Source organism: Shewanella sp. SP1S2-4, from assembly GCF_031932075.1.
Taxonomy (GTDB): Bacteria; Pseudomonadota; Gammaproteobacteria; order Enterobacterales; family Shewanellaceae; genus Shewanella; species Shewanella baltica.
The window spans coordinates 291,236-315,250 of sequence record NZ_JAUOET010000002.1; the positions used below are offsets into that span (position 1 = coordinate 291,236).

22 protein-coding genes are annotated in these 24,015 nt (G+C 46.1%); 12 read left to right on the forward strand and 10 right to left on the reverse strand.

Features of this window, described 5'->3' with window-relative positions; all coding sequences use genetic code 11:
- Positions 1 to 31 precede the first annotated feature (31 nt).
- Positions 32 to 946: a nuclease-related domain-containing protein gene (locus tag Q4Q52_RS03485; RefSeq protein WP_311989849.1), complete on the reverse strand. Its 915-nt coding sequence runs from the start codon at positions 944 to 946 to the stop codon at positions 32 to 34.
- A gap of 540 nt (positions 947 to 1,486) precedes the next feature.
- Between Q4Q52_RS03485 and thrS the strand changes: the two genes are divergently transcribed.
- Positions 1,487 to 2,725 carry a threonine--tRNA ligase gene (gene thrS / locus Q4Q52_RS03490; RefSeq protein WP_311989902.1) on the forward strand — a complete coding sequence of 413 codons (1,239 nt, stop codon included), beginning with the start codon at positions 1,487 to 1,489 and terminating at the stop codon, positions 2,723 to 2,725.
- 92 nt (positions 2,726 to 2,817) lie between these two features.
- On the opposite strand, the gene Q4Q52_RS03495 is transcribed toward thrS, so the two are convergent.
- Complete coding sequence (locus Q4Q52_RS03495) at positions 2,818 to 3,063, reverse strand: DUF3297 family protein (RefSeq protein WP_006080205.1); 246 nt, start codon at positions 3,061 to 3,063, stop codon at positions 2,818 to 2,820.
- Positions 3,064 to 3,200: 137 nt separating this feature from the next.
- Positions 3,201 to 3,824 (reverse strand): short chain dehydrogenase, encoded by a 624-nt coding sequence (locus tag Q4Q52_RS03500; protein WP_311989850.1) that lies wholly within the window; start codon positions 3,822 to 3,824, stop codon positions 3,201 to 3,203.
- Positions 3,825 to 3,923: 99 nt separating this feature from the next.
- On the opposite strand from Q4Q52_RS03500, the gene Q4Q52_RS03505 reads away from it, so the two are divergent.
- A complete protein-coding gene (locus Q4Q52_RS03505) occupies positions 3,924 to 4,808 on the forward strand; it encodes a LysR family transcriptional regulator (protein WP_311989851.1) in 885 nt (294 codons plus the stop codon).
- A 169-nt stretch (positions 4,809 to 4,977) separates the two neighbouring features.
- On the forward strand, positions 4,978 to 5,394 hold the full coding sequence (locus Q4Q52_RS03510) for a ribosome recycling factor family protein (protein WP_311989852.1): 417 nt from the start codon (positions 4,978 to 4,980) through the stop codon (positions 5,392 to 5,394).
- Between the two features lie 31 nt (positions 5,395 to 5,425).
- Here Q4Q52_RS03510 and Q4Q52_RS03515 read toward each other — a convergent pair whose 3' ends face one another.
- Positions 5,426 to 5,605: a DUF6435 family protein gene (locus tag Q4Q52_RS03515; RefSeq protein ID WP_226058193.1), complete on the reverse strand. Its 180-nt coding sequence runs from the start codon at positions 5,603 to 5,605 to the stop codon at positions 5,426 to 5,428.
- 271 nt (positions 5,606 to 5,876) lie between these two features.
- Positions 5,877 to 7,541 (reverse strand): methyl-accepting chemotaxis protein, encoded by a 1,665-nt coding sequence (locus Q4Q52_RS03520; protein ID WP_311989853.1) that lies wholly within the window; start codon positions 7,539 to 7,541, stop codon positions 5,877 to 5,879.
- Between the two features lie 319 nt (positions 7,542 to 7,860).
- On the opposite strand from Q4Q52_RS03520, the gene Q4Q52_RS03525 reads away from it, so the two are divergent.
- Positions 7,861 to 8,091 carry a hypothetical protein gene (locus Q4Q52_RS03525; RefSeq protein ID WP_006080209.1) on the forward strand — a complete coding sequence of 77 codons (231 nt, stop codon included), beginning with the start codon at positions 7,861 to 7,863 and terminating at the stop codon, positions 8,089 to 8,091.
- 247 nt (positions 8,092 to 8,338) lie between these two features.
- A complete protein-coding gene (locus tag Q4Q52_RS03530; RefSeq protein ID WP_311989854.1) occupies positions 8,339 to 10,528 on the forward strand; it encodes an OsmC domain/YcaO domain-containing protein in 2,190 nt (729 codons plus the stop codon).
- A 159-nt stretch (positions 10,529 to 10,687) separates the two neighbouring features.
- Here the strand turns inward: Q4Q52_RS03530 and Q4Q52_RS03535 are convergent, their stop codons facing one another.
- Complete coding sequence (locus Q4Q52_RS03535) at positions 10,688 to 11,596, reverse strand: diguanylate cyclase (protein ID WP_311989855.1); 909 nt, start codon at positions 11,594 to 11,596, stop codon at positions 10,688 to 10,690.
- A gap of 377 nt (positions 11,597 to 11,973) precedes the next feature.
- Between Q4Q52_RS03535 and Q4Q52_RS03540 the strand changes: the two genes are divergently transcribed.
- Both Q4Q52_RS03540 and lgt read left to right on the forward strand, forming a co-directional pair.
- Positions 11,974 to 12,444 carry a cupin domain-containing protein gene (locus tag Q4Q52_RS03540; RefSeq protein ID WP_259214866.1) on the forward strand — a complete coding sequence of 157 codons (471 nt, stop codon included), beginning with the start codon at positions 11,974 to 11,976 and terminating at the stop codon, positions 12,442 to 12,444.
- A gap of 227 nt (positions 12,445 to 12,671) precedes the next feature.
- Positions 12,672 to 13,451, forward strand: coding sequence for a prolipoprotein diacylglyceryl transferase (lgt, locus tag Q4Q52_RS03545; RefSeq protein ID WP_006080213.1), 780 nt, complete (start codon positions 12,672 to 12,674; stop codon positions 13,449 to 13,451).
- An 83-nt stretch (positions 13,452 to 13,534) separates the two neighbouring features.
- Here lgt and Q4Q52_RS03550 read toward each other — a convergent pair whose 3' ends face one another.
- Positions 13,535 to 14,452 carry an alpha/beta hydrolase gene (locus Q4Q52_RS03550; RefSeq protein WP_311989856.1) on the reverse strand — a complete coding sequence of 306 codons (918 nt, stop codon included), beginning with the start codon at positions 14,450 to 14,452 and terminating at the stop codon, positions 13,535 to 13,537.
- A gap of 422 nt (positions 14,453 to 14,874) precedes the next feature.
- Here Q4Q52_RS03550 and Q4Q52_RS03555 point away from each other — a divergent pair, with 422 nt between their 5' ends.
- Entirely contained in the window at positions 14,875 to 16,236 is a 1,362-nt protein-coding gene (locus Q4Q52_RS03555) for an MATE family efflux transporter (protein WP_311989903.1), read from the forward strand.
- Between the two features lie 59 nt (positions 16,237 to 16,295).
- Here the strand turns inward: Q4Q52_RS03555 and Q4Q52_RS03560 are convergent, their stop codons facing one another.
- Positions 16,296 to 16,721: a CBS domain-containing protein gene (locus Q4Q52_RS03560; protein WP_311899668.1), complete on the reverse strand. Its 426-nt coding sequence runs from the start codon at positions 16,719 to 16,721 to the stop codon at positions 16,296 to 16,298.
- A 255-nt stretch (positions 16,722 to 16,976) separates the two neighbouring features.
- On the opposite strand from Q4Q52_RS03560, the gene Q4Q52_RS03565 reads away from it, so the two are divergent.
- Complete coding sequence (locus tag Q4Q52_RS03565; RefSeq protein WP_311989857.1) at positions 16,977 to 18,743, forward strand: alkaline phosphatase D family protein; 1,767 nt, start codon at positions 16,977 to 16,979, stop codon at positions 18,741 to 18,743.
- Positions 18,744 to 19,028: 285 nt separating this feature from the next.
- Complete coding sequence (locus Q4Q52_RS03570; RefSeq protein ID WP_028759331.1) at positions 19,029 to 19,595, forward strand: phosphoribosyltransferase; 567 nt, start codon at positions 19,029 to 19,031, stop codon at positions 19,593 to 19,595.
- A gap of 325 nt (positions 19,596 to 19,920) precedes the next feature.
- Here Q4Q52_RS03570 and Q4Q52_RS03575 read toward each other — a convergent pair whose 3' ends face one another.
- Positions 19,921 to 21,198: a glycerophosphodiester phosphodiesterase family protein gene (locus Q4Q52_RS03575; protein WP_259520603.1), complete on the reverse strand. Its 1,278-nt coding sequence runs from the start codon at positions 21,196 to 21,198 to the stop codon at positions 19,921 to 19,923.
- Positions 21,199 to 21,578: 380 nt separating this feature from the next.
- Here Q4Q52_RS03575 and Q4Q52_RS03580 point away from each other — a divergent pair, with 380 nt between their 5' ends.
- A complete protein-coding gene (locus Q4Q52_RS03580; RefSeq protein WP_006080221.1) occupies positions 21,579 to 21,881 on the forward strand; it encodes a DUF3622 domain-containing protein in 303 nt (100 codons plus the stop codon).
- Positions 21,882 to 22,247: 366 nt separating this feature from the next.
- Positions 22,248 to 23,432 (forward strand): DUF3103 domain-containing protein, encoded by a 1,185-nt coding sequence (locus Q4Q52_RS03585; RefSeq protein ID WP_311989858.1) that lies wholly within the window; start codon positions 22,248 to 22,250, stop codon positions 23,430 to 23,432.
- A gap of 99 nt (positions 23,433 to 23,531) precedes the next feature.
- Here the strand turns inward: Q4Q52_RS03585 and azu are convergent, their stop codons facing one another.
- Positions 23,532 to 24,008 carry an azurin gene (gene azu / locus Q4Q52_RS03590; protein ID WP_006080224.1) on the reverse strand — a complete coding sequence of 159 codons (477 nt, stop codon included), beginning with the start codon at positions 24,006 to 24,008 and terminating at the stop codon, positions 23,532 to 23,534.
- Positions 24,009 to 24,015 lie beyond the last annotated feature (7 nt).

Here is a 24,015-nt window from a genome sequence, read left to right on the forward strand (position 1 = left end):
CTGTATATTAAATTCAGACTTTATATTTCCATTATTCCCCCGCTTCGCTTTTACTCATACATCTTTGGGCGACTTGGTAGATGATGGTGTCGACTTGTTGCTGGGTAAGATCTTGGGTTTTCAGTTTCGGGATCGTTCCGACTAATTGTTTGTGGTTCAGGATCGGGAACGGTGGCTTGGTCTGACAGGTGACATACCAGCCGGGGAATACGAGGACTGGGGTTGATGATACTGGTGTCCCTGTAGCCTTGGTTAACCATTGACTGACCCATTTGCTTTGCCGTTCTGCCTGTTCTATGGGTTTGGTTTCTGTCCACGAGGGGAAGTCTAAGCGCCCGTCTTTATAAAATACTTGATAGCCTTTTTTGCCAGAGCTTGAGCCATTGCCATTGGTTTGGAGTAGGTCTTTGTTCCGTTTATGGCGGCCTTTGGTTTCAATGGCGAATACACCATTTTTGCCTACGACAAGATGGTCGATGTTAAAGCCGTCGGCTTGGACATCGTGAAACACTTGATAACCGAGTGCTTGTAAGCCTATGAGTTCATTGGCTGTGGCGATTTCTGCTGTATGACCTAGGCGTAATTTGATTAGTTTGGAAAAGAGTTTCCAGGTTTTAATGCCGAAGTAAATTACTCCTATTAAACCTGTTAAGGCGAACAACCAAGGGAATTTTCCGACTGTGATATGCGCTTGGATGCTGCTGGCGGCAAATGGAAGGCAAACAATCAATAGTCCCATCATCATGCAGCCGATTAAATCTAATTGCAGATCATGGATTTGCTCTTGTAAGCCATAGGCGGGGATACGGGTCAGTTGCTCACGATCAACGGGCAACTTGACGGTTGCATCGCGATGTTTGAGCAACACATACATCACACCCACTGTGACAAGAAGGCCAGACAGAAGTATCCCGTAGGATAAAAGAATGCTGCTGAAATCGGTCATTTACGTCCCTGAAGTAATGCGAGTCAATAGTTAACCCGATGACATAACCCGCTAATAAAATGTACTTATTATTTTGGAAAGTGGTGGCAGGCTTGTCTGCTTAGAGTTTGGGCGCACATTGCTGATTTGCTTCTTCTTCCCTAAATGGCGTGCTCGATGATTGAGTTCGAGTTTGCCCTGCATTTTCCTTAAGTGGTCACACTTTTTACTTAGTGGTCACACTTTAACCCGCTCTATACGGTTTAATCAATGCGTTTTATCACAAAAATGTATTTTAAATAATGACTTGTGGCCGGGGCTGTCTGAGTTTAAACGCAGTGTGTTAGTGACTAGAAGCTAACGCGATACTGTGGCATTTTTAAACAAAATGCTTGCCGCGATAGGGATGATTTGTTATTACTGGCCCATGAACAAAATATACGTAAGCGCAATTAACACCACCACTACCACCACGAGAATTCTCGGGGGGTAGTTTTTTGCGTCTTTAAAAAAACCCTCTGAGCGACATCGCCAGAGGGTTTTTTTATACCTTGGTTTTGTATTTCGCTCAGATTTAACTCAGATTTTACTCAGGAGAGATTGATGAAAACACATCGCGAAATTGCAGAACAACTTGACCTGTTTCACTCTGAACCACAGGCGCCAGGTATGATTTTTTGGCACCCGAATGGCTGGGCGTTATTCCGAGATATTCAAGAGCACATGAGGCGCGTGTACCGTCGAAATGGTTTTGAGGAGGTGAACACGCCTGTTTTTATGAAGAAGGAGTTATGGCAAACGTCTGGGCATATGGACATGTTTGCAGATAACATGTTTTTCGGTGGTGGGAAGGAAAACATCGATGAATATGTGTTAAAACCTATGTCTTGTCCTGCCCATATTTTGCTGTTTAAGCGCGGAGTACATAGCCATAGAGATTTGCCTCTGCGGCTATTTGAGTTTGGCTTGGTGCACCGTAATGAATCCTCTGGCTCGTTAAATGGTTGCCTGCGCGCACGCCAGTTCACTCAGGATGATGCCCATGTTTTTTGCTGTTGGTCTCAGGCAGAGGAGGAGATACGTGGTTTTCTCCAGCGTGCAAAGCAGGTTTATGGTGATTACGGCTACCATAATTTAGACGTAAAAATATCGACTAAACCTGAGAAGGCATTAGGCAGCGATGAGCAATGGTGCCGAGCACAAAAGCTATTGGATTCAGCCTGCTATAGTGAGGGCTTTGATGCCGAGTATCAAGCTGGCGAAGGGGCTTTTTATGGTCCCAAAATTGAACTGTCACTGACAGATTCTATGGGAAGACGCTGGCAGTGTGGAACAATTCAGTTTGATTTTAATTTGCCTGAAAGATTCGATGTTCAGTACGCCAATGAGCAAGGTGAATTCGAACGGCCAGTGATTATGCACCAAGCTATGTATGGCTCTATCGAGCGTTGGTTGGGGATTCTCTTGGAAGTCTCACAGGGTAACCTACCGGATTGGTTGCATCCTGTGCCTGTTGCTATCGCCTCAGTGAATGAGTCAAACAGTCAATTTGTCCGCCAGCTAGCCACATTATGCTTAGCACGAGACATGCGAGTGTTGGTTGATATCAGTCAAAACTCAGTTGCCCGCAAAATGAAACGCTTTCACAAGCAAAAAGTGCCTTACATCTTAACGGTTGGGGATAAGGAAGAAGCCGAGAAGTGTGTGTCAGTTAAGTGCCGCAAAGATGGTGTTATGACTCACATCCCTCTTGCTGAATTAGCTGACTATCTTGCGGATAAACTAGTTCGAAAACAATAACATAAGTGGAATGGTGTTTGCTATTTAAGGCTAGCTAGGGTTCCCACGGCTAGCCTTTACTCATTTTATGATCCTGCTCTTTGCGCTAAAGCTTAACGATAAAACGCTTCTACTGTGCCTTTTACTGTGAGTAAAAGTGGTTGGCCGCGACGGTCTAAGGATTTGCTTGGTACTTTTACCCAACCTTCACTGATGCAATATTCTTCGACATCAAAACGCTCTTTGCCGTTGAGCTTAATACCGATATCGTGCTCGAAAATTTCTGCCACATGGTGTGGGCTGCGTGGGTTAACGGAAAGGCGATCCGGTAAAGCAGGTAATGATGTTGTGTCGGTCATGGTCGTGATCTGTCATTGTCTATAGTGAAAAAGCGTGCGCTATTGTAGGCAATCCCAGCGCAACGCTCAAGACTTTAACTGTGACTGATTACGCGCCTTGCGTTACAAGGTTAGGTTGTCCTGTTAGGACACTGCTGTTAAGACACTGTGCCGCAGCTGGAAAAGGCTTTCAGCACTCGGCCGTTTTCTCTGCCCATGACTGAGCGCAAATAAACCTTGGCTAATGTGTCGGCATTGATTGCACTAAAACCGGGAAAATAGTCCTGATAGCTCGCTAACGACTCGCTTAATACCGTTGGGCTGACAATGTTTATTCGCTGCTGCGCAGGTAATTCTCCCGCGACGGCGGTAACAAAATGCTCAAGTGCGCCATTGATTGTGGCTGCACTGATGCCATCTTTTACTGGGACATCGGCAATAATGCCACTGGTCAGTGTAAAACTCCCCCCAGCGTTGAGGTATTGGCTACCTATTTGCACTAACTGTATCTGCCCCAATAACTTACTTTGGAGCCCTGTATACCAGTCTGCTTGAGTCATAGCGTTGAAGGGTTTAAACACGACGTCACCCATGGCCGAAATCATTGCATCGACTTTACCGATTTTTTCTAGCCCTTGTTTAAGTGAATGTTCATCCCGAATATCTATCAGGACATCCCCCGTTGTTCGCCCTACCTGAATCACTTCATGCTGAGTTGAATGAAATAAGCGGACTATCGCTTGTCCGATTGTGCCTGATGCACCCACTACGACTATTTTCATGACATGCTCCTAAATTGAATACGAATTGAGGATAGTCTGATTAATTAAATAGAAAAAGCGCATATAATCATCACATTGTTTCGTTAATGGATTTAATTAATGAATCTCACCCATCTGCAGTCATTTATGCTGGTTGCCAAAATGCACAGTTTTAGCGCTGCGTCTGAACAACTCGGGGCTTCTAAAGGTTTAGTATCGCGCCATGTTAAATCCCTTGAAGATGAAATGGGTTGTCAATTACTCCACCGAACTACTCGGCGAGTATCAATGACCGAAGCAGGGCAAGCGTTATATGGTAAAGCCTGCGAAATCGAGAGGCTGGCCAATGAAGCAGGACGTTTAGTGCAGGACTTAACGCAGGACTCCTGCGGCACTTTAAAATTTACCGCTCCAACGGAACTGGGCAAAAAATTGCTGAGTCCTATGCTGCTCCAGTTTATTGCTGCGTATCCTCAAGTGAAACTCGAACTGTGTTTTGAGCAGAATATTCAAGATGTTGAGTTCGGCAAGTTTGATCTCGCCTTAAGAACAAGCATTGCGCACAGCGATAATCTGATCGCCAGATATCTTGGCAGAATTCGTCATGTCTTAGTGGTTTCGCCCGCGCATCCCGCCGCAGAGGTGCGTCACCCTGATGATTTACGCCATTATCGTCTATTGTCTTCGGGTGAAACTCAGTGGGTGTTTGAACCGCTTGCTGGGGACAGTCTCACGCTCACTTTTGAGCCTACACTGTGTAGTTCAAACTATGCCACTACACATTTGCTTACTTTGAGTGGTACAGGTATCGCTAGCCTGCCTTATTATTTGGTAGAGGAGGATGTCGCTCAGCATAAACTCACTTTGCTCGTTCCCCAATGGCAATGCTATCCACATGAGTTGTATATGGTTTATGCCAAGCAGAGCCATTACCCAAAGAAGCTGCGTGATTTACAACATAAGCTACAAACTTGGTGCGAAACTCACTCAAAATATGTGGGTTAATGAGTCAAAGCGTCATCACAGCAAATCTTATCCGGCAGAGGGCGGAGCTTTTAGAATAAAGTGGGCAGAGTACACTGCCGCGCATTGAATTTTGTATTTGAATCTAAAGTCGAGCAGGCTTTTCCCTTTATCCATGCAGGCATAATAGAGCGGCGATGAACCAAGCGTTATGAACGACGACATTAGTATCTCGCTGCCCTCGCTGATTCATCGAATTGGGCGGGAGGCGGTTAAACAAGCTCAAGCGATTGCAACTCAGTATGATTGCGAGCTTAAGCGTGTGCGGCGTTCGAGAAATTGGTGCATTGTTGGCGCGGCGATTAAGATCCAATCCTGCAGTGCACATTTACAAAGTGAGCCATTGCTGGCGCAGCAGTTAATCGCTAATGATGGCCAGTTTGGTTATCTTATCAAAAAGTTGGAAGCTGCCTTGCTGCAACATGCGGACAAGTTAGAGCCCTTAGACGCTAAGTTGATTCGGCTTATCGCAGACAATCCCGCGATCACTTTAGGTGAGTTGATGCAACTGACCCAATGCACTATCACAGAGGCCAGATTGGCACGTTTTCAAGCCGACTCTTGGTAGTTTGCTTGCTTCGCGTTCTCACTATGCGCTTCTATTGCTGGGTTGCTTTTTCTAACACTTTTATTTGATTTTCGATTTGCTCGGCTTCAGCGGTCAGCATTGAGTAGGATCGAATATCGCCTTTTCTCTGTGCATGCATAGCTTCTTCAAGCTTGGCGTTATATTGCTGAGTTAATTTTTTTAAGGGATTTTTCTTAAAGATTGAAAACATGGCCATTTCTACTGAGTTGAGTATTTGGGTTATATACGTAGGTAACGGGATTTAAGTTTTACTTTTTGAAATTAAAAGTAGCGCCTTCAACTTCTAATCCACAACTCTTAAACCACAAACCACAAACCACAAACCACAAACCACAAACCACAAACCACAAACCTTCAATTCCACTGCCATCGGCCTCAGCAAGGCAGAGACTTTATGTTACATTTGCAGCAAACCAATGGGTTGCTATGTCTTATTTAGCTTGCAACCCATTGAAAATATTTTAAATCTTAAACTGACCGACGAGTTTACCTAGGTTAATTCCTTCTTGCGATACGGTTTGGCTGACTCTGGCAGCATCTTCACTGGAATGAAGTAGCTCATTCACAATCTCTTGGATGGCGAACACGTTGCGGTTGATTTCTTCGGTCACAGAGCTTTGTTCCGTAGCCGCCGTTGCAATTTGGGTGCTCATATCGTTGATTGCCGTGACCGCCGATGTCACTGAGCCAAGGCTTTCGGAGATTGCGCGAGAAGAGTCTACCGAGCGTACGCAGCTTTGCTGACTTTCTTCCATCGTTTTCACCGCCAGCGCCACAAGCTTGTGCAGTTCGGATAGCATCTCATTGATTTCTAGCGTGCTTGATTGCGTTCGACTCGCTAAGTTACGCACTTCATCGGCCACCACGGCAAAGCCTCTACCTTGTTCTCCGGCGCGGGCCGCTTCGATGGCGGCATTTAATGCTAATAGATTAGTTTGCTCAGCAATACCGCCAATCACTGACAGCACATTGTTGATTTTTTTAGATTGTTCGCTCAAGGATTGAATGCTGCCCGCCGCATTGTTGATTTGCGCCATGAGTGCCGAAATTTCTTCTAAAGACGCATCGACGCAGCGCTGAGCATTAGCTACATCGCCAGTGGCAGCGTGGGTCGCTTCTGCCACTTGCGTGGTATTTTGTGCCACTTCGCTGGCGGTAGCTGACATTTCAGTAATAGCAGTAACTACTTGATCGGTTTCATTGTTATGGCTGATGAGTTGGCTCGACATCACTTTGGTTTGATCGTGAATCGCGTTGGCTGCGGTTTTAACTTTAGCGGTCGCGTTTGCCACATCGCCTATGATGGTTTGGAGTTTATCGACAAACAGGTTAAAGGATTGGCCTAGTTGTGCAATTTCATCTTCACCTTTCACAATAAGACGTTTGGTTAAATCGCCTTCGCCTTTGGCTATGTCGTTTAAATTGTCTGCCATATTTTTAATAGGCGCGACCATACGTTGGGCGGTGATCAGAATAACAGCGGCAGTAATCGCGGCGAGTAACAGCGCAATTAGCAGAATGGCATAGGACTTATCGATCATCTGCTCTGTGACCGTTGCACGATAATCCTCAACGACAGCGTCGATATCATCGATATAAGCGCCCGTGCCTAGCATCCAATCTGTGCCAGGGATCATCATGGAGTAACCGATTTTCTCAATTTGCTCATTAGTATTCGGTTTTTGGAAATAGAAGGAGAAGTTACCGTCGCCCTTTTTAGCAGCATCGAGTAAACCAACAATGATTTTTGTGCCGCGGGGATCTGTCATATCAATTTTATTTTGCCCTTCGAGGTTGGGCATGACGGCATGGAATAGGTTTTTGCCTTGGGAGTCGTAGATAAAGAAGTAGCCTGAACTGCCAAAACGGATATCACGAAGCGCTTGGTTCACATTGCCATTTTCTTTTAAAGACAACTGATATTGCACTATGCCAGCGGCAATTTCGGTGGCTTCTTTTATTTGGGTTTTACGTTCACCGATAAGCTTAGTTCTAAACGTTGTGACTTCATCGGCAAGGGCGCTTTGTTCGACGTAGTAAGAAACTGTCATGAGTATGCACAGGGTCAAGATTAACGGGAACAGCGATAACAGCAGCAATTTGTTACGTAAACTGAAATTAGACATGCTTGATGACTCCGTGATGAACATCCTTTTATTGCAGGGCAGTATAGCTAATTCCCCATATTCTTAAGTGCTTAAGTTAACAAAAATATAATGTAAATGACAAAAAGCACGCTTTTTCTTATGCCTTATGGGTTGGGTATACCTTAAGTTGGGTCACTTTGGTTGATCTTAATCAAGGCCCTATGTGGAAAATGCGTTCACTATATTAGTTAAACTTGATGCAAATGGCGGCTAGACTTTCGCGAACCTTGAGCAGGTATCTAAACTTGCAGCGGGTCGGCAGCAAAGCGACATAGCGGCGAAGGGTAAGGGCGAAACAGTGACGAATGAAAAGCTGATTTTAACGCTGAAAATCTGCATTAGTGTGGGTATTTGTCTTATTGCGCTGGGTATTTATCTGCATAATTTTAATGACACAGTTGAAGCGATGGGCGTGCAGGGGATTATTCTCAGTGCTATGTGTGTCGCCTTTGGCATGGCGTTGTCATTACCGACTAAGATGTATTTAACCTTTATGTTGGTTAAGCGAGAGACTGAAAAACATCAATAATTTGTTCTTATACTTGGTTTTACTCAGCGACTAATTGGTTTACTTGGCCTTCCTGTTATTTAATCTAAGCTCCAACTCAAACCCGCTAAGCTCAGCTGCAAATGCCCCTATTGTGGTTTTTAACATAATTAACCCAAGACTAATGGGCCAAAAACACCGATAATTCCCCCTTAATGACTCATTACCAATGACGCGACTTGGTCGATGGGCTGCTACAGACTCGCATATTTAGTGGAAATCATATTCAATGGAAATCAAAGTTAATTTTCTCGACAATCTTAGACTTGAAGCCAAGTTTGATGATTTTACCGTGACCGCCGATCAACCGATCCGCTACAAAGGTGATGGTTCTGCTCCTAGTCCGTTTGATTATTTCTTAGCGTCGTCAGCCCTGTGTGCGGGCTATTTCGTGAAGGTGTATTGCAAAGCCCGCGATATTCCAACGGATAACATCAGACTGTCGCAGAACAATATTGTTGATCCAGAAGATCGCTACAACCAGATTTTCCAAATTCAGGTTGAATTGCCAGAAGATATTTCCGATAAAGATCGCGAAGGTATTTTGCGTTCAATTGACCGTTGTACTGTTAAAAAAGTGGTGCAAACGGGCCCAGAATTTAAGATTGAAACTGTTGAGAACTTAGACGCAGACGCCAATGCTATGCTGATGGGCCAGCCTAATGGCGCATCGAGCACCTTTATTCTGGGTAAAGATCTGCCGCTGGAGCAGACCATTGCCAATATGACGGGCATGCTCGCCGAGCTTGGGATGAAGATTGAGATCTCATCATGGCGTAATATAGTGCCGAACGTGTGGTCACTGCATATTCGTGACGCCGCTTCGCCAATGTGTTTTACCAATGGTAAAGGCGCGACCAAAGAAAGCGCACTGTGCTCGGCACTCGGCGAGTTTATTGAGCGGTTAAATAACAACTTTTTCTATAATGATCAATTCTTTGGTACCGAAATCGCTAATAGCGAATTTGTGCATTATCCCAATGAAAAGTGGTTTGCGTTAGAAGAAGACGATGCGTTGCCAGCGGGTATTCTGGATGACTATTGTTTAGAGATTTATAATCCAGACGACGAGCTGTGCGGCTCGCACTTGATTGATACTAACTCAGGTAATGTTAAGCGCGGCATTTGCGCGATTCCTTACACCCGTAAATCTGACGGTGAAACGGTTTACTTCCCATCGAACCTGATTGAAAACTTGTTCTTAAGCAATGGCATGAGTGCGGGTAATAATCTGCAAGAAGCCCATGTGCAGTGCTTGTCAGAGATTTTCGAGCGTGCGGTTAAACGTCAAATCATTGAGCAAGAAATTGTCCTGCCAGATGTGCCAATGCAGGTACTTGAAAAATATCCAAGTATCCTCGCGGGCATTAACGGCTTAGAAGAGCAAGGTTTCCCGGTTGTGGTCAAAGACGCTTCACTCGGCGGCCAGTTCCCTGTGATGTGCGTGACCCTGATGAACCCGAAAACCGGCGGCGTGTTTGCCTCATTTGGTGCGCACCCAAGCTTTGAAGTGGCACTAGAGCGCAGCTTAACTGAATTACTGCAAGGCCGCAGCTTCGAAGGCTTAAACGACGTACCAAAACCGACCTTTAATAGCATGGCGGTCAGCGAGCCAGAAAACTTTGTTGAGCACTTTATTGATTCAACAGGAGTGATTTCATGGCGCTTCTTTAGTAGCAAATTCGATTATGAATTTTGCGAATGGGATTTCTCTGGCACCAGCGAAGAAGAGGCCAGCGGTCTGTTTGGTATCTTAGAAGCGTTAGGTAAAGAGGTGTATATCGCTGAATTTACCGATTTAGGTGCATCGGCGTGCCGAATTTTAGTTCCTGATTACTCTGAGATTTATCCAGTTGATGACTTGATTTGGGATAACACCAATAAGGCGCTGGCATACCGTGAAGATATCCTAAATCTGCATTCGTTAAGCACTAAGCAATTGGCTAATTTGGTCAACCGTTTAGAAGAAAGCCAACTCGATAACTACACGGATATCCGCACCTTAATCGGCATTGTATTCGATGAAAATACCGTTTGGGGTCAGCTCACGATTATCGAGCTTAAGATTCTGATTTATTTGGCGCTCGGTGCGCACGAAGACGCGATTGAGCTAGTTGGTGAGTTCCTACAGTTTAACGACAATACCGTTAAACGCGGCCTGTTCTACCAAGCCATGAATGCTGTATTGGAAGTGACCTTAGATGACGAGCTAGAACTTGATGATTTTATCCACAACTTCAACCGTATGTTCGGTAAAGAAGTGATGGACAATGTCGTTGGCTCAGTCACAGGTAAAGTGCGTTTTTATGGCCTGACTAAGACCAGCATGCAGCTCGAAGGCATTGAGCCGCACTTAAGGTTGATTGAAAGTTATAAAAAACTGCATCAAGCCCGTAAAGCTGCGAAAGATCTGAATTAAGTCTGTTGTTTGGCAATAGCTTTATGCATTAAAAAGCGAACCTTAGGGTTCGCTTTTTTGTTGGCTGCCTTTTGATGCGCGCTTCTTATGAGCACTTGTGACTATCACTTATTAAGGGCGCTTGTTATTGCTATGTGTGCTTTGAAATGTTCAACCCGCTCAGGCTGTATTTGATATAACTCGATTTTTGCCGTTACGTTTCGCTTGATACAGGGCCGCATCGGCCCGCTTAAGCGTGTCTTCATAGGAGGTATCTAATGCTTCTATGCTGGCGACCCCGATACTTACGGTGGCAAACAAACCATTAACCGCATGTTGTTGCAGCGCAGAGTAAAAACAATCGCAGAGGTATTCAGCAAATTTAACCGCTTGCGAATGCTCGACACCGGGCAGGGCAATCACAAATTCATCACCACCAAAACGATACGCACTGTCAGTTTTTCTAAATTGAGTGCGACAGGTTTCAGCAACGGCGATGATAATTTTATCGCCAGCATGGTGGCCTAACTGGTCATTGATAGACTTTAAGTGGTCTAAATCGAGGATCAAGATTGAGGTGGGCGTACGGTGGCGCTGAAAAGTGTCGAATTGAACGGTTAAGTCACGTTCTAATCGGCGGCGATTATATAACCCTGTGAGCTGATCGGTATCGCTGAGCTGACGCAGCTGCAGTTCAAGCTCATGTCGCTGGGAGATATTACTGGCGACCCAGAGCACCACTGGCTCATCATTGACGAGAAAATCTAGCGCTTGAATTCGTCCCTCAAACCAAATGGGTTGATCTGGGCCCGCATCGGGTAAGCCTTTGACATCTTTATTACTGAGTTCATATTCTTCAATCAGTAATGCTCGGCTAGCTAAGGCTTGTTCGATAATGCCTAAGAAGTAATTTGTTTTATCGGGGTTTAATACATCAGCAATGTACAAACCGACTAAGCCACTGCCATCGTGGTAATAACGCCCATCTTTACCGCCGAATACAGCCACGTACCGACCACTTTTTGACAATATTAAGGCAGGATCTGGCAGTGCATCGAGGATTAACGCCATCTGTTCAATATTGATCATCAATTAAGATCCCTGTGGAAAATCACTTAACTTTATGTCTGCGTGTCCAAGTCATCATTACGAGCCGCTCTTTGGAGCTTTAGCCGCCAATGAATCCCGCTAACTCATAATAATCTATCCGCTTTTGGTGCGAACAACAAACCATAACGACACGCCGTACAATTTATTTGTCGTCACGATTTTGCCAAGTCGCCAGCGCGATTGATGCCACAAGCCATAACTCTCTCTTTCCTATTGTAACGAGTCAAAAGTGATATGTTGAACTTTGGTGTGTGTGCTTATGTTCAAAAGCTCAACCGCAGCGCTTAGTGAGCAGATGTTTTTCGAGTAGACTCTAGAACCTGAATTGCGGTTTTAATTTTATCCAGGGATTTATAATGCATACAGCCGATGATTTTATTGAACATTTAGCACTAGAACAGCATGTTGAAGGCGGCTATTACCGCTCATCCTATCGTTCTGAAACGCCGTTTGATAAGACTCGGGCATTATGGAGCAGCATCTATTTTTTACTGCGCACGGGGGAAGTTTCCCACTTTCACCGTCTAACCGCCGATGAAATGTGGTACTTCCATGCAGGACAATCGCTCACCATTTATATGATTGCCCCTGATGGCGTGTTAACCACGGCGCAATTGGGACTCGATTTAGCGGCGGGCGAGCGACCACAATTTTTGGTGCCTAAGGGCTGTATCTTTGGTTCGGCGATGAATCAACCCGGCTTTTCGCTCGTGGGCTGCATGGTGTCCCCCGGTTTTACCTTCGATGATTTCGAGTTATTTAGCCAAAAAACGTTACTAGCTCAATATCCGCAGCACAGTGAAATCATCAAGCGTCTGAGCCGATAGTGGTGTAAAAAAAGCGCGTTCATTAGTGCGTGAATTAACCCATTAATGAGTGAGAGTTCGATTCGGTCGAAATAACATCATTCGGCTAAATCAATGCTACTCAGTGTCGTTAAATTTGACTCAATAGTAAGATATCCCCGCGACAAGGCTTGTCTATTGGCGTTTAACCACGTAAAACATGCTTTTTGGCGTACCTCTATGTACCAAGTGTTATGGAGTAATTGAATTTGGAACACTTAGTGTGGGAGCTCGATCCTGTATTAATCTCGTTTATGGGACTAAAAATACATTGGTATGGAGTCTTGTTTGCTGTTGCTATCACTGCTGGTTTTCAGGTGATGAAGCGGATTTATATCAAGGAAAACCTCGATGTCGAGTCCCTTGATAATCTACTGATTTATTGTGTGGTTGGCATCATAGTGGGCGCGCGTTTAGCCCATTGTATTTTTTACGATCCGGCTTATTACTTTGCCCATCCGCTTAAGATTTTGGCGATTTGGGAAGGTGGGCTCGCCAGCCACGGTGGGGGTTTAGGGGCGATTCTGGCGCTGTATTATTACCAACGCAAAGTGAAGCTGCCCTTCCTGTTTTTGTTGGATAGACTTGCGATCGCCACCGCCATTTTTGGCTTTTTTGTGCGTATGGCTAACTTTGCCAACTCAGAGATTTTAGGCGATCCAACGACTCAACCTTGGGGCATTATATTTGCCCGTGTTGATATGTTGCCAAGGCATCCGGCGCAGCTTTATGAGGCTTTTGCCTATTTGGCTATCTTTGTCGCGCTTTATGCTCTGTATCAATTTACGCAGATTAAACAACGGCATGGCGCGATTTTTGGCCTGTTTCTGGTGTCGGTATTTAGTGCGCGAATTGCGATTGAATCGATTAAAGTCAGCCAAGCGGCTTACTCTGAATCAGTGCTAAGTGCGGGGCAACTGCTCAGCTTACCGTTTTTAGCCGTAGGTATAGTCTTGTTGTTTTTGGCGTATCGAAAAAAAGCCGTTTAAGTCAGAATATCAAACGGTTTAAAAAGGCTTTCTATCTAGATAGAAAGCCTTTTTTATGAAGGAATTAATCATCAAGGATGACGTTAGGCTGTCTTCACTATATTGCTCACTTGCACCATGGCATCCCGTGCGGAGCGGCTCACTCCCGAGAGTTGGAAGAATCCATGGATCACCCCAAGATAGCGGCGGCAGTGGGCATTCACGCCAGCCTCTAATAGATGCCTAAATAGCTGTTCTCCTTCATCGACGAGCGGATCAAATTCAGCTGTGATGATATGGGTTTCGGGCAGTCCCGCTAGGTCAGTGCTTCGCAGCGGACTGGCTTCGGCATCGGTTCTGGGGTGCCAATCTAAATACAGATCAAATCCAGTGAGTAAGGTATCGCGGGTAATAATATATTTCTCGCCATTGTCGCTATAGCTTTGGCTTTTAGCAGTGGCATCGAGCATTGGATAGATAAGCACTTGTTTTTGTGGCAACCATTGCCCTTTGGCTTTTAAACGTAGGCAAGTGACTAGGGCTAAATGGCCGCCGGCGCTGTCGCCCATCAGGGTAATCTTGTCCTTATCGCCACCCCATTGTTGGCAATGCGCATATATGACCTCGGCGGCATGGCAGGCATCGTCGTGGGCAGCGGGGTAAACATGTTCAGGGGCGAGACGATAGCTCACCGCAATCACCAGTGCGCCAGCATCATTAGCAAGTTTACGCAGTTGTTGATTGTGGGTTTCAACGCCGCCACTGACAAAACAGCCGCCATGGTAGTAAATGACAACGGGTAAATCGTTTGCCGCCGAGGGTTTGAACAGGGTTAATTCTGCGCCATCGATGGAAACTGCGCGCACCTCGAACACGTCTTCCGCTTCACCTGCGAGTACCGTGCTGGCGATATAACCTTGCCTACGTTGCTCAATGGTTTGCTCTCGCACCGATGGGCAACCCGCTGCGATAAACTCGCTAACCAATTGTTTAATTCCATCTTCTAAATAGAGTTGGCTCATTTAATCTTTCCTCGATGTTCAGTGTGCTTAGCAGTTCTGCAATGGGCTGAGTTTATCGGCAGCTTAACGGAATTGGTAGCCAAGATTAATGCTCAGCTATGAGCTTTGTTATGGGCTTATCATGATGGCGGAAATTAACTTTGGCATTAACTCAGTAATGAATACGGTTGCAGCCAGCATCTTTTTCACGATCACAGATTGAGTTGTAGTGTGCCATGTAAGAAAATTACCAACTAAATTGACTGACAGGCTTTATGCGCTTAGATTTCCGCCTTATTGTGCGTTCGATAGCACTTTGATGTCTATTTGTGAAAGTTGCTTTCAGTATCTTGGCTAAAATATAGGTTGCCAAGATGCCGTTTGAGCGACACATTGAGCCAGCGCTCACATCGTTATTCGTACTCTATTTGCAGGAATTCTTCGTGGCTAAAGCACCCAAAACATTGCAACAACGCATGAGCATAGTCGCCCTCACTTGGCCGATTTTTGTCGAGACCTTGCTGCAATCACTGCTTGGGATTAGCGACATTTTTATGCTCAGCCATTATTCCGATAACGCGGTAGCGGCAGTGGGACTCACGACTCAGCTGATGTTCTTCATGATGGTCATGTCCATGATGGTGAGCACAGGTGCGAGCATCTTGATTAGCCAGAATAATGGCGCAGGCCAGTCGCAACAGGCGGTTGATATCGGGGTGGCAAGTGTTGCATTGAGCTTAGGACTCGCCTTGATCATGGGCGCCTCTATGTTCTTCGGCGCTAAGGGGATTATCGGCCTGTTTGCGCTTGAACACGATGTGGCAGGCTTTGGATATGACTACTTAGTGATTTGCGGCAGCTTGAGTATAGGCTTGGTCATGAACATCGCTTTTGCTGCGATTTTAAGGAGTTACGGCTTTACCCGCTCGGCCATGTTAGTTACCTCAAGCACAGGCTTGATGAACGTCATTGGTAATTATATTGCCCTGTATTCTCCCTTTGGCTTGCCTGTTTATGGGGTAACAGGGGTGGCAATTTCCACCGTCACCAGCCAGATCATCGGCGCTGTGATCATGCTGATGGTGATCCGCTATAAAAAGATCCCGTTGCCGCTGCAACGACTTAAGCTTTTACCGCGCAGCACTTATTGGAGCGTGATGCGTATCGGCTTGCTCAATGCTGGCGAGATGCTGTCTTACAATGTAGCTCAGATGACCATTATCTATTTTATCAGTCAGATGGGGACGTTATCGCTCACGGCTTATACCTATGGGCTAAACATCAGCCGGTTTATTTATTGTTTTGCGGTGGCGCTCGGGCAGGCGACGCAAATTCAGACCGGATACTATGTCGGCAAACAATGGTTCGATGAAATCACCACTCGGGTGCAGCGTTACTGTCTAGTGGGCTTTATGGTTTCCCTTGGTATCGTCTTAGTATTCTACTGGCAGCGATTCACTATTGTTGGCTGGCTAAGTGAGAACGAAGAAGTCATTCAACTGACGGCGTTATTGCTTGCAGGTTCAATCGCGCTCGAAACGGGGCGGGTGTTTAATCTGGTGATTATTTCGGCATTAAAAGGCGCGGGTGATGTGGCGTTCCCTGTGCGGGTTGGCCTCTTTAGCATGTGGGGCATTGGCGTGCTATTGGCATGGTTCTTTGGATTGCATTTAGGTTACGGCGTGCTTGCAGCATGGCTTGCCGTTGCGGCAGATGAATGGATCCGCGGCCTGATTATGGTGTATCGCTGGCGCTCGTGCCGCTGGCAGCGTTTTACTCGAATACCGCCTGCGACTGCAGTGTAGTTTTGGTGAGATGAATTGGAAGCGCAGCAAATATTGGCCGCGCTTTTTGCTCGATAAGCTTAACTTTGCTGTTGCAGCAGGGTACGACACAGCTTAATAAAGTCCGATGAGGTGACGATACCGAGTACCTTTTTATCAACATCGACAACGGGCAAGCAGCCGAGTTTGTTTTCGATAAAATATTCCACCACCACAGTTAAGGGCTCGTCGGCGGTAAGATGCTGATAGTCTTGGTCCATCACAGTTGTGATCGGCGTGTATCGTTCTTTGCGCTCGAGCGCGCCTTGGCCGTACTTGTTCAACATAGTCATCACGCTGGCGATCATCTTTTTATGGGTGAGTACGCCAACGAGGGTGCCATCAATTTCAGAAATCACGGGTAAGTGGCGTACGCCACGGGTTTGCATCAGATGGTGGGCATCTTTCAAACTGGCGCCATCGCTGATGCAGATGACTTGATCACTCATAATATCGCTGACTTTCATTGTTAAATTCCTTTTCTTGCCATTCTTAGGCGTGCATTTAACACGCTGCGTTAGCCTGCACCGATGTTAGCAGCTTCCTTGTTCGCTGCGCCAGCCCTGCTTAAATAAAGTACGCCATTCAGTATAAGTGTTTGAATTGATAGAAATCATAAAAGGCTGACAAAGATGTCACAAATGTGTAACAGTGATGTCTCACAATCGGGGTCTCATTAGACCTCATACCAGTGAAGCCTTATCTAACAAGGAATAATAATAATGAATCGTACCGTAACTCGTCGTGACTTTTTGGCTATGTCGGCCAAAGGTGTTGGCGTTGCTGTGATCTCTTACGGCTTGATGGGCTGTAGCGATAGTAATGATGATAATTCTGTGCCCGCGCAATTTTTACATGGGATTGCCAGTGGCGATCCTGCGATTGATGCTGTGATCCTTTGGACCCGTGTCACGCCTGAATCTGAGGGCGATGTAAAAGTGAGTTGGCAAGTGGCAAGCGATGCGGCCTTTAGTCAATTAGTGACCACGGGTGAGATGGTCACTAATGCAAGCCGTGACTACACGGTTAAGATTGATGCCCGCGGCTTACGTGCTGGCCAAAACTACTTTTACCGCTTTATGACAGGTGACAAAACCTCTGTCGTGGGTAAAACCCGTACTCTGCCTGAGGGTGACGTAAGCTCAGTCAAATTAGCCGTGATGTCCTGTGCGAACTTTCCTGCCGGATACTTTAACGTCTATGAGTTAGCGGCGGCGCAGGATGATTTAGATGCCGTGGTGCATTTAGGCGATTACATCTATGAATATGCCCGTGGCGGTTATGCCAGTGAGCATGCTGCAGAGCTTGGCCGTGAAGTCTTACCGGCCACTGAGTTGCTGACATTGGGCGATTATCGCACCCGTTATGGTCAGTACCATACCGATGCGAGCCTGCAAAAGTTACACGCGAAAGTGCCTTTTATCACAGTTTGGGATGATCACGAAGTAGCCAACGATACTTGGCGTGATGGCGCCGAGAATCATAATGAAGGCGAAGGCGATTTTGCCGTCCGCAAAGAGGCGGCACTGCAAGCTTATTTCGAATGGTTGCCTATTCGTCCATGGCGCGAAGGGAACCATGAAGAGATTTACCGCAGTTTCAGTTACGGTAATCTTGTCGACCTGCACATGCTCGATACCCGCGTATTGGCCCGTGATAAGCAGCTCGATTATGCCGATTATATGGATCCGACAACGGGTTCGTTTGCGGGCGAGCGTTTCCTTGCCGATGTGACTTCGACTACTCGCACTATGCTGGGTCTGACGCAATTGTTATGGCTGCAGGGCACTCTGCTGCAAGCAACGGGCAAGTGGCAGGTGTTAGGGCAACAGATTTTGATGGGCAAGATGTCATTGCCGGCGGCGATTGCGACGCAGCAGATGAGCATTCCCCAATATGCCATGTTAGGTGCGTTAGCTAAGTTAGCAGCGCGTGCGGCGGCAAATGATCCCACGCTGACCGCCCAAGAATTACAATATCTTCTGGCTAATCAAGCCTTATTAACCCCAGAAGTTATCGCACTGCTGCAATTACCTGCCATTCCATACAACTTAGATGCTTGGGACGGTTACGCCTACGAGCGTGAGGTGATTTTAGGTACGGCTAAATCGAAAAACCTCAACCTAGTCGTGATCGCGGGTGATACCCATAATGCCTGGGCTAACGAGCTTAAAGATGTGAATGGCGATACCGTTGGGGTGGAGTTTGCGACCAGCTCAGTGTCTTCACCAGGTCTTGAGTACTATTTGAATCTGCCCGCTGAGCAGATCCCTGCGACTGAGGCGGCGATCGTCGAGTTAGTGCCAGATCTTAAGTACGCTAACTTAAAAGACCGAGGCTTTATGACGCTCACCTTTACCGCTGATGAGGTGCGCAGCGACTGGCATTATGTGGATACCATTTTGTCGAAGGATTTCCAAGCGGCAACGGCACGTGGTTATAGTGCCAAGGCAAAAGTGGGCGAGCATGTGATTACGCCTATCGTTTAACGCAGGTATTTATTCGCTGTTTTTCGGCCACCTTAGGGTGGCCTTTTTGTTGCTTTTTGCCTAAAAAGGCAAAATAAATGTCTGTTGTCACGCAAGTTCTTACTATTACTGCAGCACATCGCATTTTTTTGGTATAAAATTCGCTCCCAAAATTCGGCGGCTGCCTACACTTGCTAAGGCTAAGCTGTTTTAGTGTTTTGGGAACCTTTACCCGCCGAACAGACCTTACAGGGGTCATAAGCTTTAACGACCTAAGAATAAAATCAATGTGATGGGGACTGTGTCATGTCAGAAAAGTATTTTGTTACCGCGCAGCAATTGCTGGAAGATTCATTTTTATTAGCTTCGCAAGTGTATGAGAGTGGCTTTCGTCCGCAGTTTATCGTGGGTATTTGGCGTGGCGGCGCTCCAATCGGGATCGCGGTACAGGAATTTTTCGACTTTAAACAAGTTGAAACCGATCACATTGCCGTGCGTACTTCTTCCTATTATGGGATTGGCACCGACAAACAAAGCAAAGAAATCAAAGTTCATGGCCTGCATTACATCGTTGAAAATGCGAACGCGAGCGATGGTTTATTGATTGTGGATGACGTGTTTGACTCTGGCCGTAGTATCCATGCATTAAAAGAAAAACTCAGCCAACTGATGCGCCTGAATATGCCAACCGATATACGTATCGCTTGCCCTTACTACAAGCCAAAAAATACCGCAGTGCCTTTAAAGCCTGACTATTACATCCATGCCTCTGAAGACTGGTTAGTGTTCCCGCATGAAGTCACAGGTTTAACGCCGGAAGAAATTGCCGAAGGCAAGGGCGATTTAAAGAATATCCAGCACCTGTTTAAATAACCTGAATTCGGGATGATGAGTGTCGAAATATCTAAGTTTAACAAATTAAATCAATAAGATAAGTTATTTGTTTGAAACGAAAAATATATTTTCTGACTGAATGCGCAGATTTTTGCGCATATCAAGGCGCTCTGTTGTAGGCCATAGCGAGCTATGGTTAGACAGAGCAACGCAGAGAGGCCCGAAAAGATGCCTATTCAGCGGCTCTGCTTATCCCGAGCTCAGGTTAAAGAGCTTGCTCGCGGCGAAATATAGACTATTTTCGCAATAAAAAATGCGTTAACGATTAATCGTTAACGCATTTTTTGTTTTCTATATCGACGACTTATAAATCCATACAGTTAGCATAGTAAGTCACAGTGGCGGGCCAGTCGGAGAACACCCCAATCACACCGACATCTTTAGCTAACACATCGAGTAATTCAAAGGTATCGCCTTCGTTATCTATGGCTTCGGTAATGCTTTGATAATAAAAGCCGCCGCCATTTTTTAATAAACCAGAACGTTCCAGCGACCAAGTGATGATCTTAAGCCCAGCGCCTTTGGCGGCCTTAGCGTATTCCGAAGGAATGATTTTCTTATCCGCATCTAAGGCGACTAAAACCCAGAGTGGCGGCGCAATAATTTCGACACCTTGGATCTTCAAATCCGCCATTGATGGTGACCAAGTGGCTGAATTTTGTGGATCGAAAGCGCTGTTATAATCGTATCTGTCATCGAGAAATACGGCTTGTTTCGCAAACTCGGGTGCGTTGGCGACCCAATATTTGATGTCATCTAAGATAAATGATTGAGGGAATACTTGCGAAGCATCGACGCCTGCCGCCGTGTATTCATCTAACATTTTTTGTGCGTAATCCTGCTGAGTAAAACCATCGAATGGCATAGATACGCTGGCGGCTTTGAGCTCTGGCGTCATCTTCACGCCAGCTTTTTTAAACATTTCAATACTTTCGGCATGGGTCATCAAGGTGCCATTGCCAGCGTAGAGATCGGTGCGCCAGCTTGGAGTGCCATTGATGAATTCGGCCGCAGTGGTCGCTTTAGGATTGCTGCCTTCCATCTTACCCTTGAGGGTTTTAAATTCGGCGAGGGTGATATCGCTGGTGCAACAGGTCGCCGATGCGCTGACGCCATTGGCGGCATCAGCAGGAGTGAATGGGCTCGAACATTTATTGGCCAGTTCAGGCACGGCTAAAATGTTGGTCGTGCTGGCAAGATCGCACTGTGAGTGGCGGCACACTAAGGCTTTATCGGCGGTGAAGGTGACATCACATTCAACTATGCCTGCGCCCGAATCGATAGCCGCTTGGTAGGATTCCTTTGTATGCTCAGGGAATTGCATTGGTGCGCCACGGTGGCCGATGGAAAACTCGCTGCGATAAAAATTGTCAGTGGTGCATTGTTCTAAGCGGGTTTTAAGTGTGCTGTCTTGCATTTGACGCACGAGGAATAAAGGTCTTTCTCCCACTTGAGCTGGAACAGGTTTGCTGGCCGGTGGCGTGACTTCTGTGTTGTTATCGTCACTATTGCAACCAGCTAATAAAGCGCTGGTGGCAATTAACAGGCCGAGTGAGAGCGACGAAATAGGGCGTAGTTTCATCAGATTTACCTATGAGTAATGATGTAAATTATTAATATTAATCAGAAACTCTAAAGTGTTAATGTGACTAAAAAAGCCTATTTTTATGACATAAACAAGAATATATACCGTTTGCATGACGATTATCTTAGGCATGTTTGTTTGCGCTAGCTCGCGATAAACTGCCATAGACAGAGGATGAGCGGGATATATACGCAGTGTTGTTTTAGACTTGAGAATTGACTCCACTGGGCGAGTCGATGAAACTGGCATGAATATTTTCATCTGGGCGATCTTTCTGGGCCGAAATCAAGTACACTGCGCTCCTTTTGTTTTATGATGAGCGTTTGGTTCGCTTGATAAGACAAACGTGACAAGCATCATTTAGGAAATAGAGCAGAATGAGCAAGGGCAAAAAATACGATTTTCGCGTGACACAGGGCGACAAAGGTTGGAAAACTGAAATCACTCGTCGCATGACATCAACTAAAACGGTTGTGTCTAAGAGCCATGATGGTTTTGCGACCGAAGCCGAAGCGCAAGCTTGGGGCTTGACTGAATTACAAGTGTTTTTAGGCACGTTAACTGAGCGCAATAAACGTCGTTCAGAGAAACAAGCTAAAGCAAAATTAGCGGCAGCATTAGCGGCTGAAGCGGCAACTGATGCCGAAGATCTTGATGAAGATGATTTCGACGAAGAGTAACACTCACTCGTTTAGTATTGTCTTATCAAGCTAGTGTGACTGTTAGGGCGCGCATGACGCGTTCTGAAACGTCACTCTGGCTATAAATAACAAAAGGCGGATCTTAGGATCCGCCTTTTGTGTTTTTGTCGCTCAACCTCGTTGAGCTTATGAACTCATTTTTTCCTGTTCACTCCGCACGTTTTGGCCGATTAAGGGTCGTTATCGCTATAGTCTTGTTTTTAGAGAGTTTCAGCGCTATTGCGTATTCTATACCATTAATAAATAACGATAATTATTATCGTTTGGTTTACTTGGATTCAGGTCTGTGCTCATATGTAGAGAATTCGAACACACGTTTAATTTTATTAAGGTAAGGGAACTCCTATGAAACTACTTCAATCCAGTTTATTGCTGTGTTTGTCGGCTTCGGCAACCATGAGTTATGGCCAAGCCTTAGATGGAGAGGCGTTACGCTTGCTACAGGCGTCGCTAAAGGATTCGACTTTGGATGCACAAGCTCAGTTAACCAATACTAAGCGGGCATTGGCGTTAGATTTGAGCCATCAATATGCGCAGCTTGCGCCTATCTTACAGACTGAAATAAACCAGTATCAGTTGGCAGTAAATGCCGATGACATTCTGTCTCAGCATAGGCTCAATGATAATGTGATCACCAAAGCCGATGCGTCGATTCGCCGAGTGAAGGGCTTAAGTGCCAAAGCGGATTCTCTGGTGCAAGTGCGTCTGGCGGATGAAACCATGTTAACCCCATGGCAGCAAGGTGAGTCTCCTTTATTTGCCTATGAGCCCGATGGTGACGAGAGTCAGTGGGATTATATTGAAGCCTTTGATATTCATGGGCAAGTGCATCAATTAGACGTGTATAACCTACCGCAGCAGCCGGTGTTTGTGGTCGGTATCGACAGTAAAAAAGCCTTTTTGGCTGGCTTAGAGGTGATGCGGGCGACATTTGCCGAAGCACAATCGGCGAAAAAAGATGGCGTGCTACTGAGCCGTGCGCAAACACAGGCGGTGGCAGACAAGCCTATTTCAACCACAGTGATCAAACAAATATCCTTGAAGGATGACCATGAGCCGTGGATTTCTGGTCGAGCCGAGATTTACGGCATAGTGACTGGGGTTGACCCGAGCCGTGAAGAACCTGTGCTCGATATCGTCGAAATGCCCTATTTAGATTATGCGGATACGACCTATTATCCGAATCAAATCATCATCCATTGGGAGCGTTATCGTTGGGCGGCTGCGGACATGATCCTAATGGAGCATGACGATGGCACTAACTATAAAGTGTTGGCCACTAAGTTGTTGGAAGCGGCGGAGCAGATCTTAAAGTCGATCCCCGATCCTGAAGCTCAGGGTTATGCGCTGATCCCGCAAATCACCAATGGTATTTTAAGTGTGATGCCGGATGCTTGGTTCACTAATGACGATGACTTTGTTGACGTGTATTACACCTTGCAGGAAGGGGTTGAATATCCTAACTTGAACGGGGCTAACGGTAATGCGATGACGAGCTTTGCGCCATTAGTCATCCAACCAAGACCATGATGAATTATTGCGGCTAAATGCAATGGCTGGAATGTAAAAGCGGATCCTAAGATCCGCTTTTTTGTTTTTATCACTTAACGTTAGGCTAAGCCATTCACCTTAAGCTTTTAGCTTGAAACTACCTTGCATAATCGCCCAGTGGCCTGGGAAGCTACAGAAGAATTGGTAGGCTTCAGTAGCGCTCATGCCAGCAGTGCTAAAGGTGATAGACGTTGATTCGCCGCCGCCCACTAATGGCGTGTGAGCGATAACGCGAGTATCACCTGCTTTGACATAGGCTGCATCAGGACCGGCACTCATACCTTCGGTCGCTACGGCTGACATATCGGCTGCCTTAGTTAATACCCAGTTGTGGCCCATAGCTGCTTTTGGCAACGTGCCTGAGTGGGTTAAGGTTAAGGTCACTTCTTTACAGCTTGCAGGTACAGACAGCTCTTTAGTGTCAAATTGCATTGCATCAGTGGCGGCAATTTTCAGTTCACATTCGTTGGCACTCGCTTGGCTAGCGAATAATAATCCGAGGCCGATTAGGCTAGTGCTGGTCACGTTACGTAAAGCTGTGCTTTTTGCTTTCATCTGGTAC

Excerpts from the sequence above, each read along its gene's own strand:
- Q4Q52_RS03485 (WP_311989849.1), bottom strand. The coding sequence starts at position 946 with ATGACCGATTTCAGCAGCATTCTTTTATCCTACGGGATACTTCTGTCT.
- Q4Q52_RS03495 (WP_006080205.1), bottom strand. The coding sequence starts at position 3,063 with ATGACCGACACAACATCATTACCTGCTTTACCGGATCGCCTTTCCGTT.
- Q4Q52_RS03500 (WP_311989850.1), bottom strand. The coding sequence starts at position 3,824 with ATGAAAATAGTCGTAGTGGGTGCATCAGGCACAATCGGACAAGCGATA.
- Q4Q52_RS03505 (WP_311989851.1), top strand. The coding sequence starts at position 3,924 with ATGAATCTCACCCATCTGCAGTCATTTATGCTGGTTGCCAAAATGCAC.
- Q4Q52_RS03510 (WP_311989852.1), top strand. The coding sequence starts at position 4,978 with ATGAACGACGACATTAGTATCTCGCTGCCCTCGCTGATTCATCGAATT.
- Q4Q52_RS03515 (WP_226058193.1), bottom strand. The coding sequence starts at position 5,605 with ATGTTTTCAATCTTTAAGAAAAATCCCTTAAAAAAATTAACTCAGCAA.
- Q4Q52_RS03520 (WP_311989853.1), bottom strand. The coding sequence starts at position 7,541 with ATGTCTAATTTCAGTTTACGTAACAAATTGCTGCTGTTATCGCTGTTC.
- Q4Q52_RS03530 (WP_311989854.1), top strand. The coding sequence starts at position 8,339 with ATGGAAATCAAAGTTAATTTTCTCGACAATCTTAGACTTGAAGCCAAG.
- Q4Q52_RS03535 (WP_311989855.1), bottom strand. The coding sequence starts at position 11,596 with ATGATCAATATTGAACAGATGGCGTTAATCCTCGATGCACTGCCAGAT.
- Q4Q52_RS03540 (WP_259214866.1), top strand. The coding sequence starts at position 11,974 with ATGCATACAGCCGATGATTTTATTGAACATTTAGCACTAGAACAGCAT.
- Q4Q52_RS03550 (WP_311989856.1), bottom strand. The coding sequence starts at position 14,452 with ATGAGCCAACTCTATTTAGAAGATGGAATTAAACAATTGGTTAGCGAG.
- Q4Q52_RS03560 (WP_311899668.1), bottom strand. The coding sequence starts at position 16,721 with ATGAAAGTCAGCGATATTATGAGTGATCAAGTCATCTGCATCAGCGAT.
- Q4Q52_RS03565 (WP_311989857.1), top strand. The coding sequence starts at position 16,977 with ATGAATCGTACCGTAACTCGTCGTGACTTTTTGGCTATGTCGGCCAAA.
- Q4Q52_RS03570 (WP_028759331.1), top strand. The coding sequence starts at position 19,029 with ATGTCAGAAAAGTATTTTGTTACCGCGCAGCAATTGCTGGAAGATTCA.
- Q4Q52_RS03575 (WP_259520603.1), bottom strand. The coding sequence starts at position 21,198 with ATGAAACTACGCCCTATTTCGTCGCTCTCACTCGGCCTGTTAATTGCC.
- Q4Q52_RS03580 (WP_006080221.1), top strand. The coding sequence starts at position 21,579 with ATGAGCAAGGGCAAAAAATACGATTTTCGCGTGACACAGGGCGACAAA.
- Q4Q52_RS03585 (WP_311989858.1), top strand. The coding sequence starts at position 22,248 with ATGAAACTACTTCAATCCAGTTTATTGCTGTGTTTGTCGGCTTCGGCA.
- azu (WP_006080224.1), bottom strand. The coding sequence starts at position 24,008 with ATGAAAGCAAAAAGCACAGCTTTACGTAACGTGACCAGCACTAGCCTA.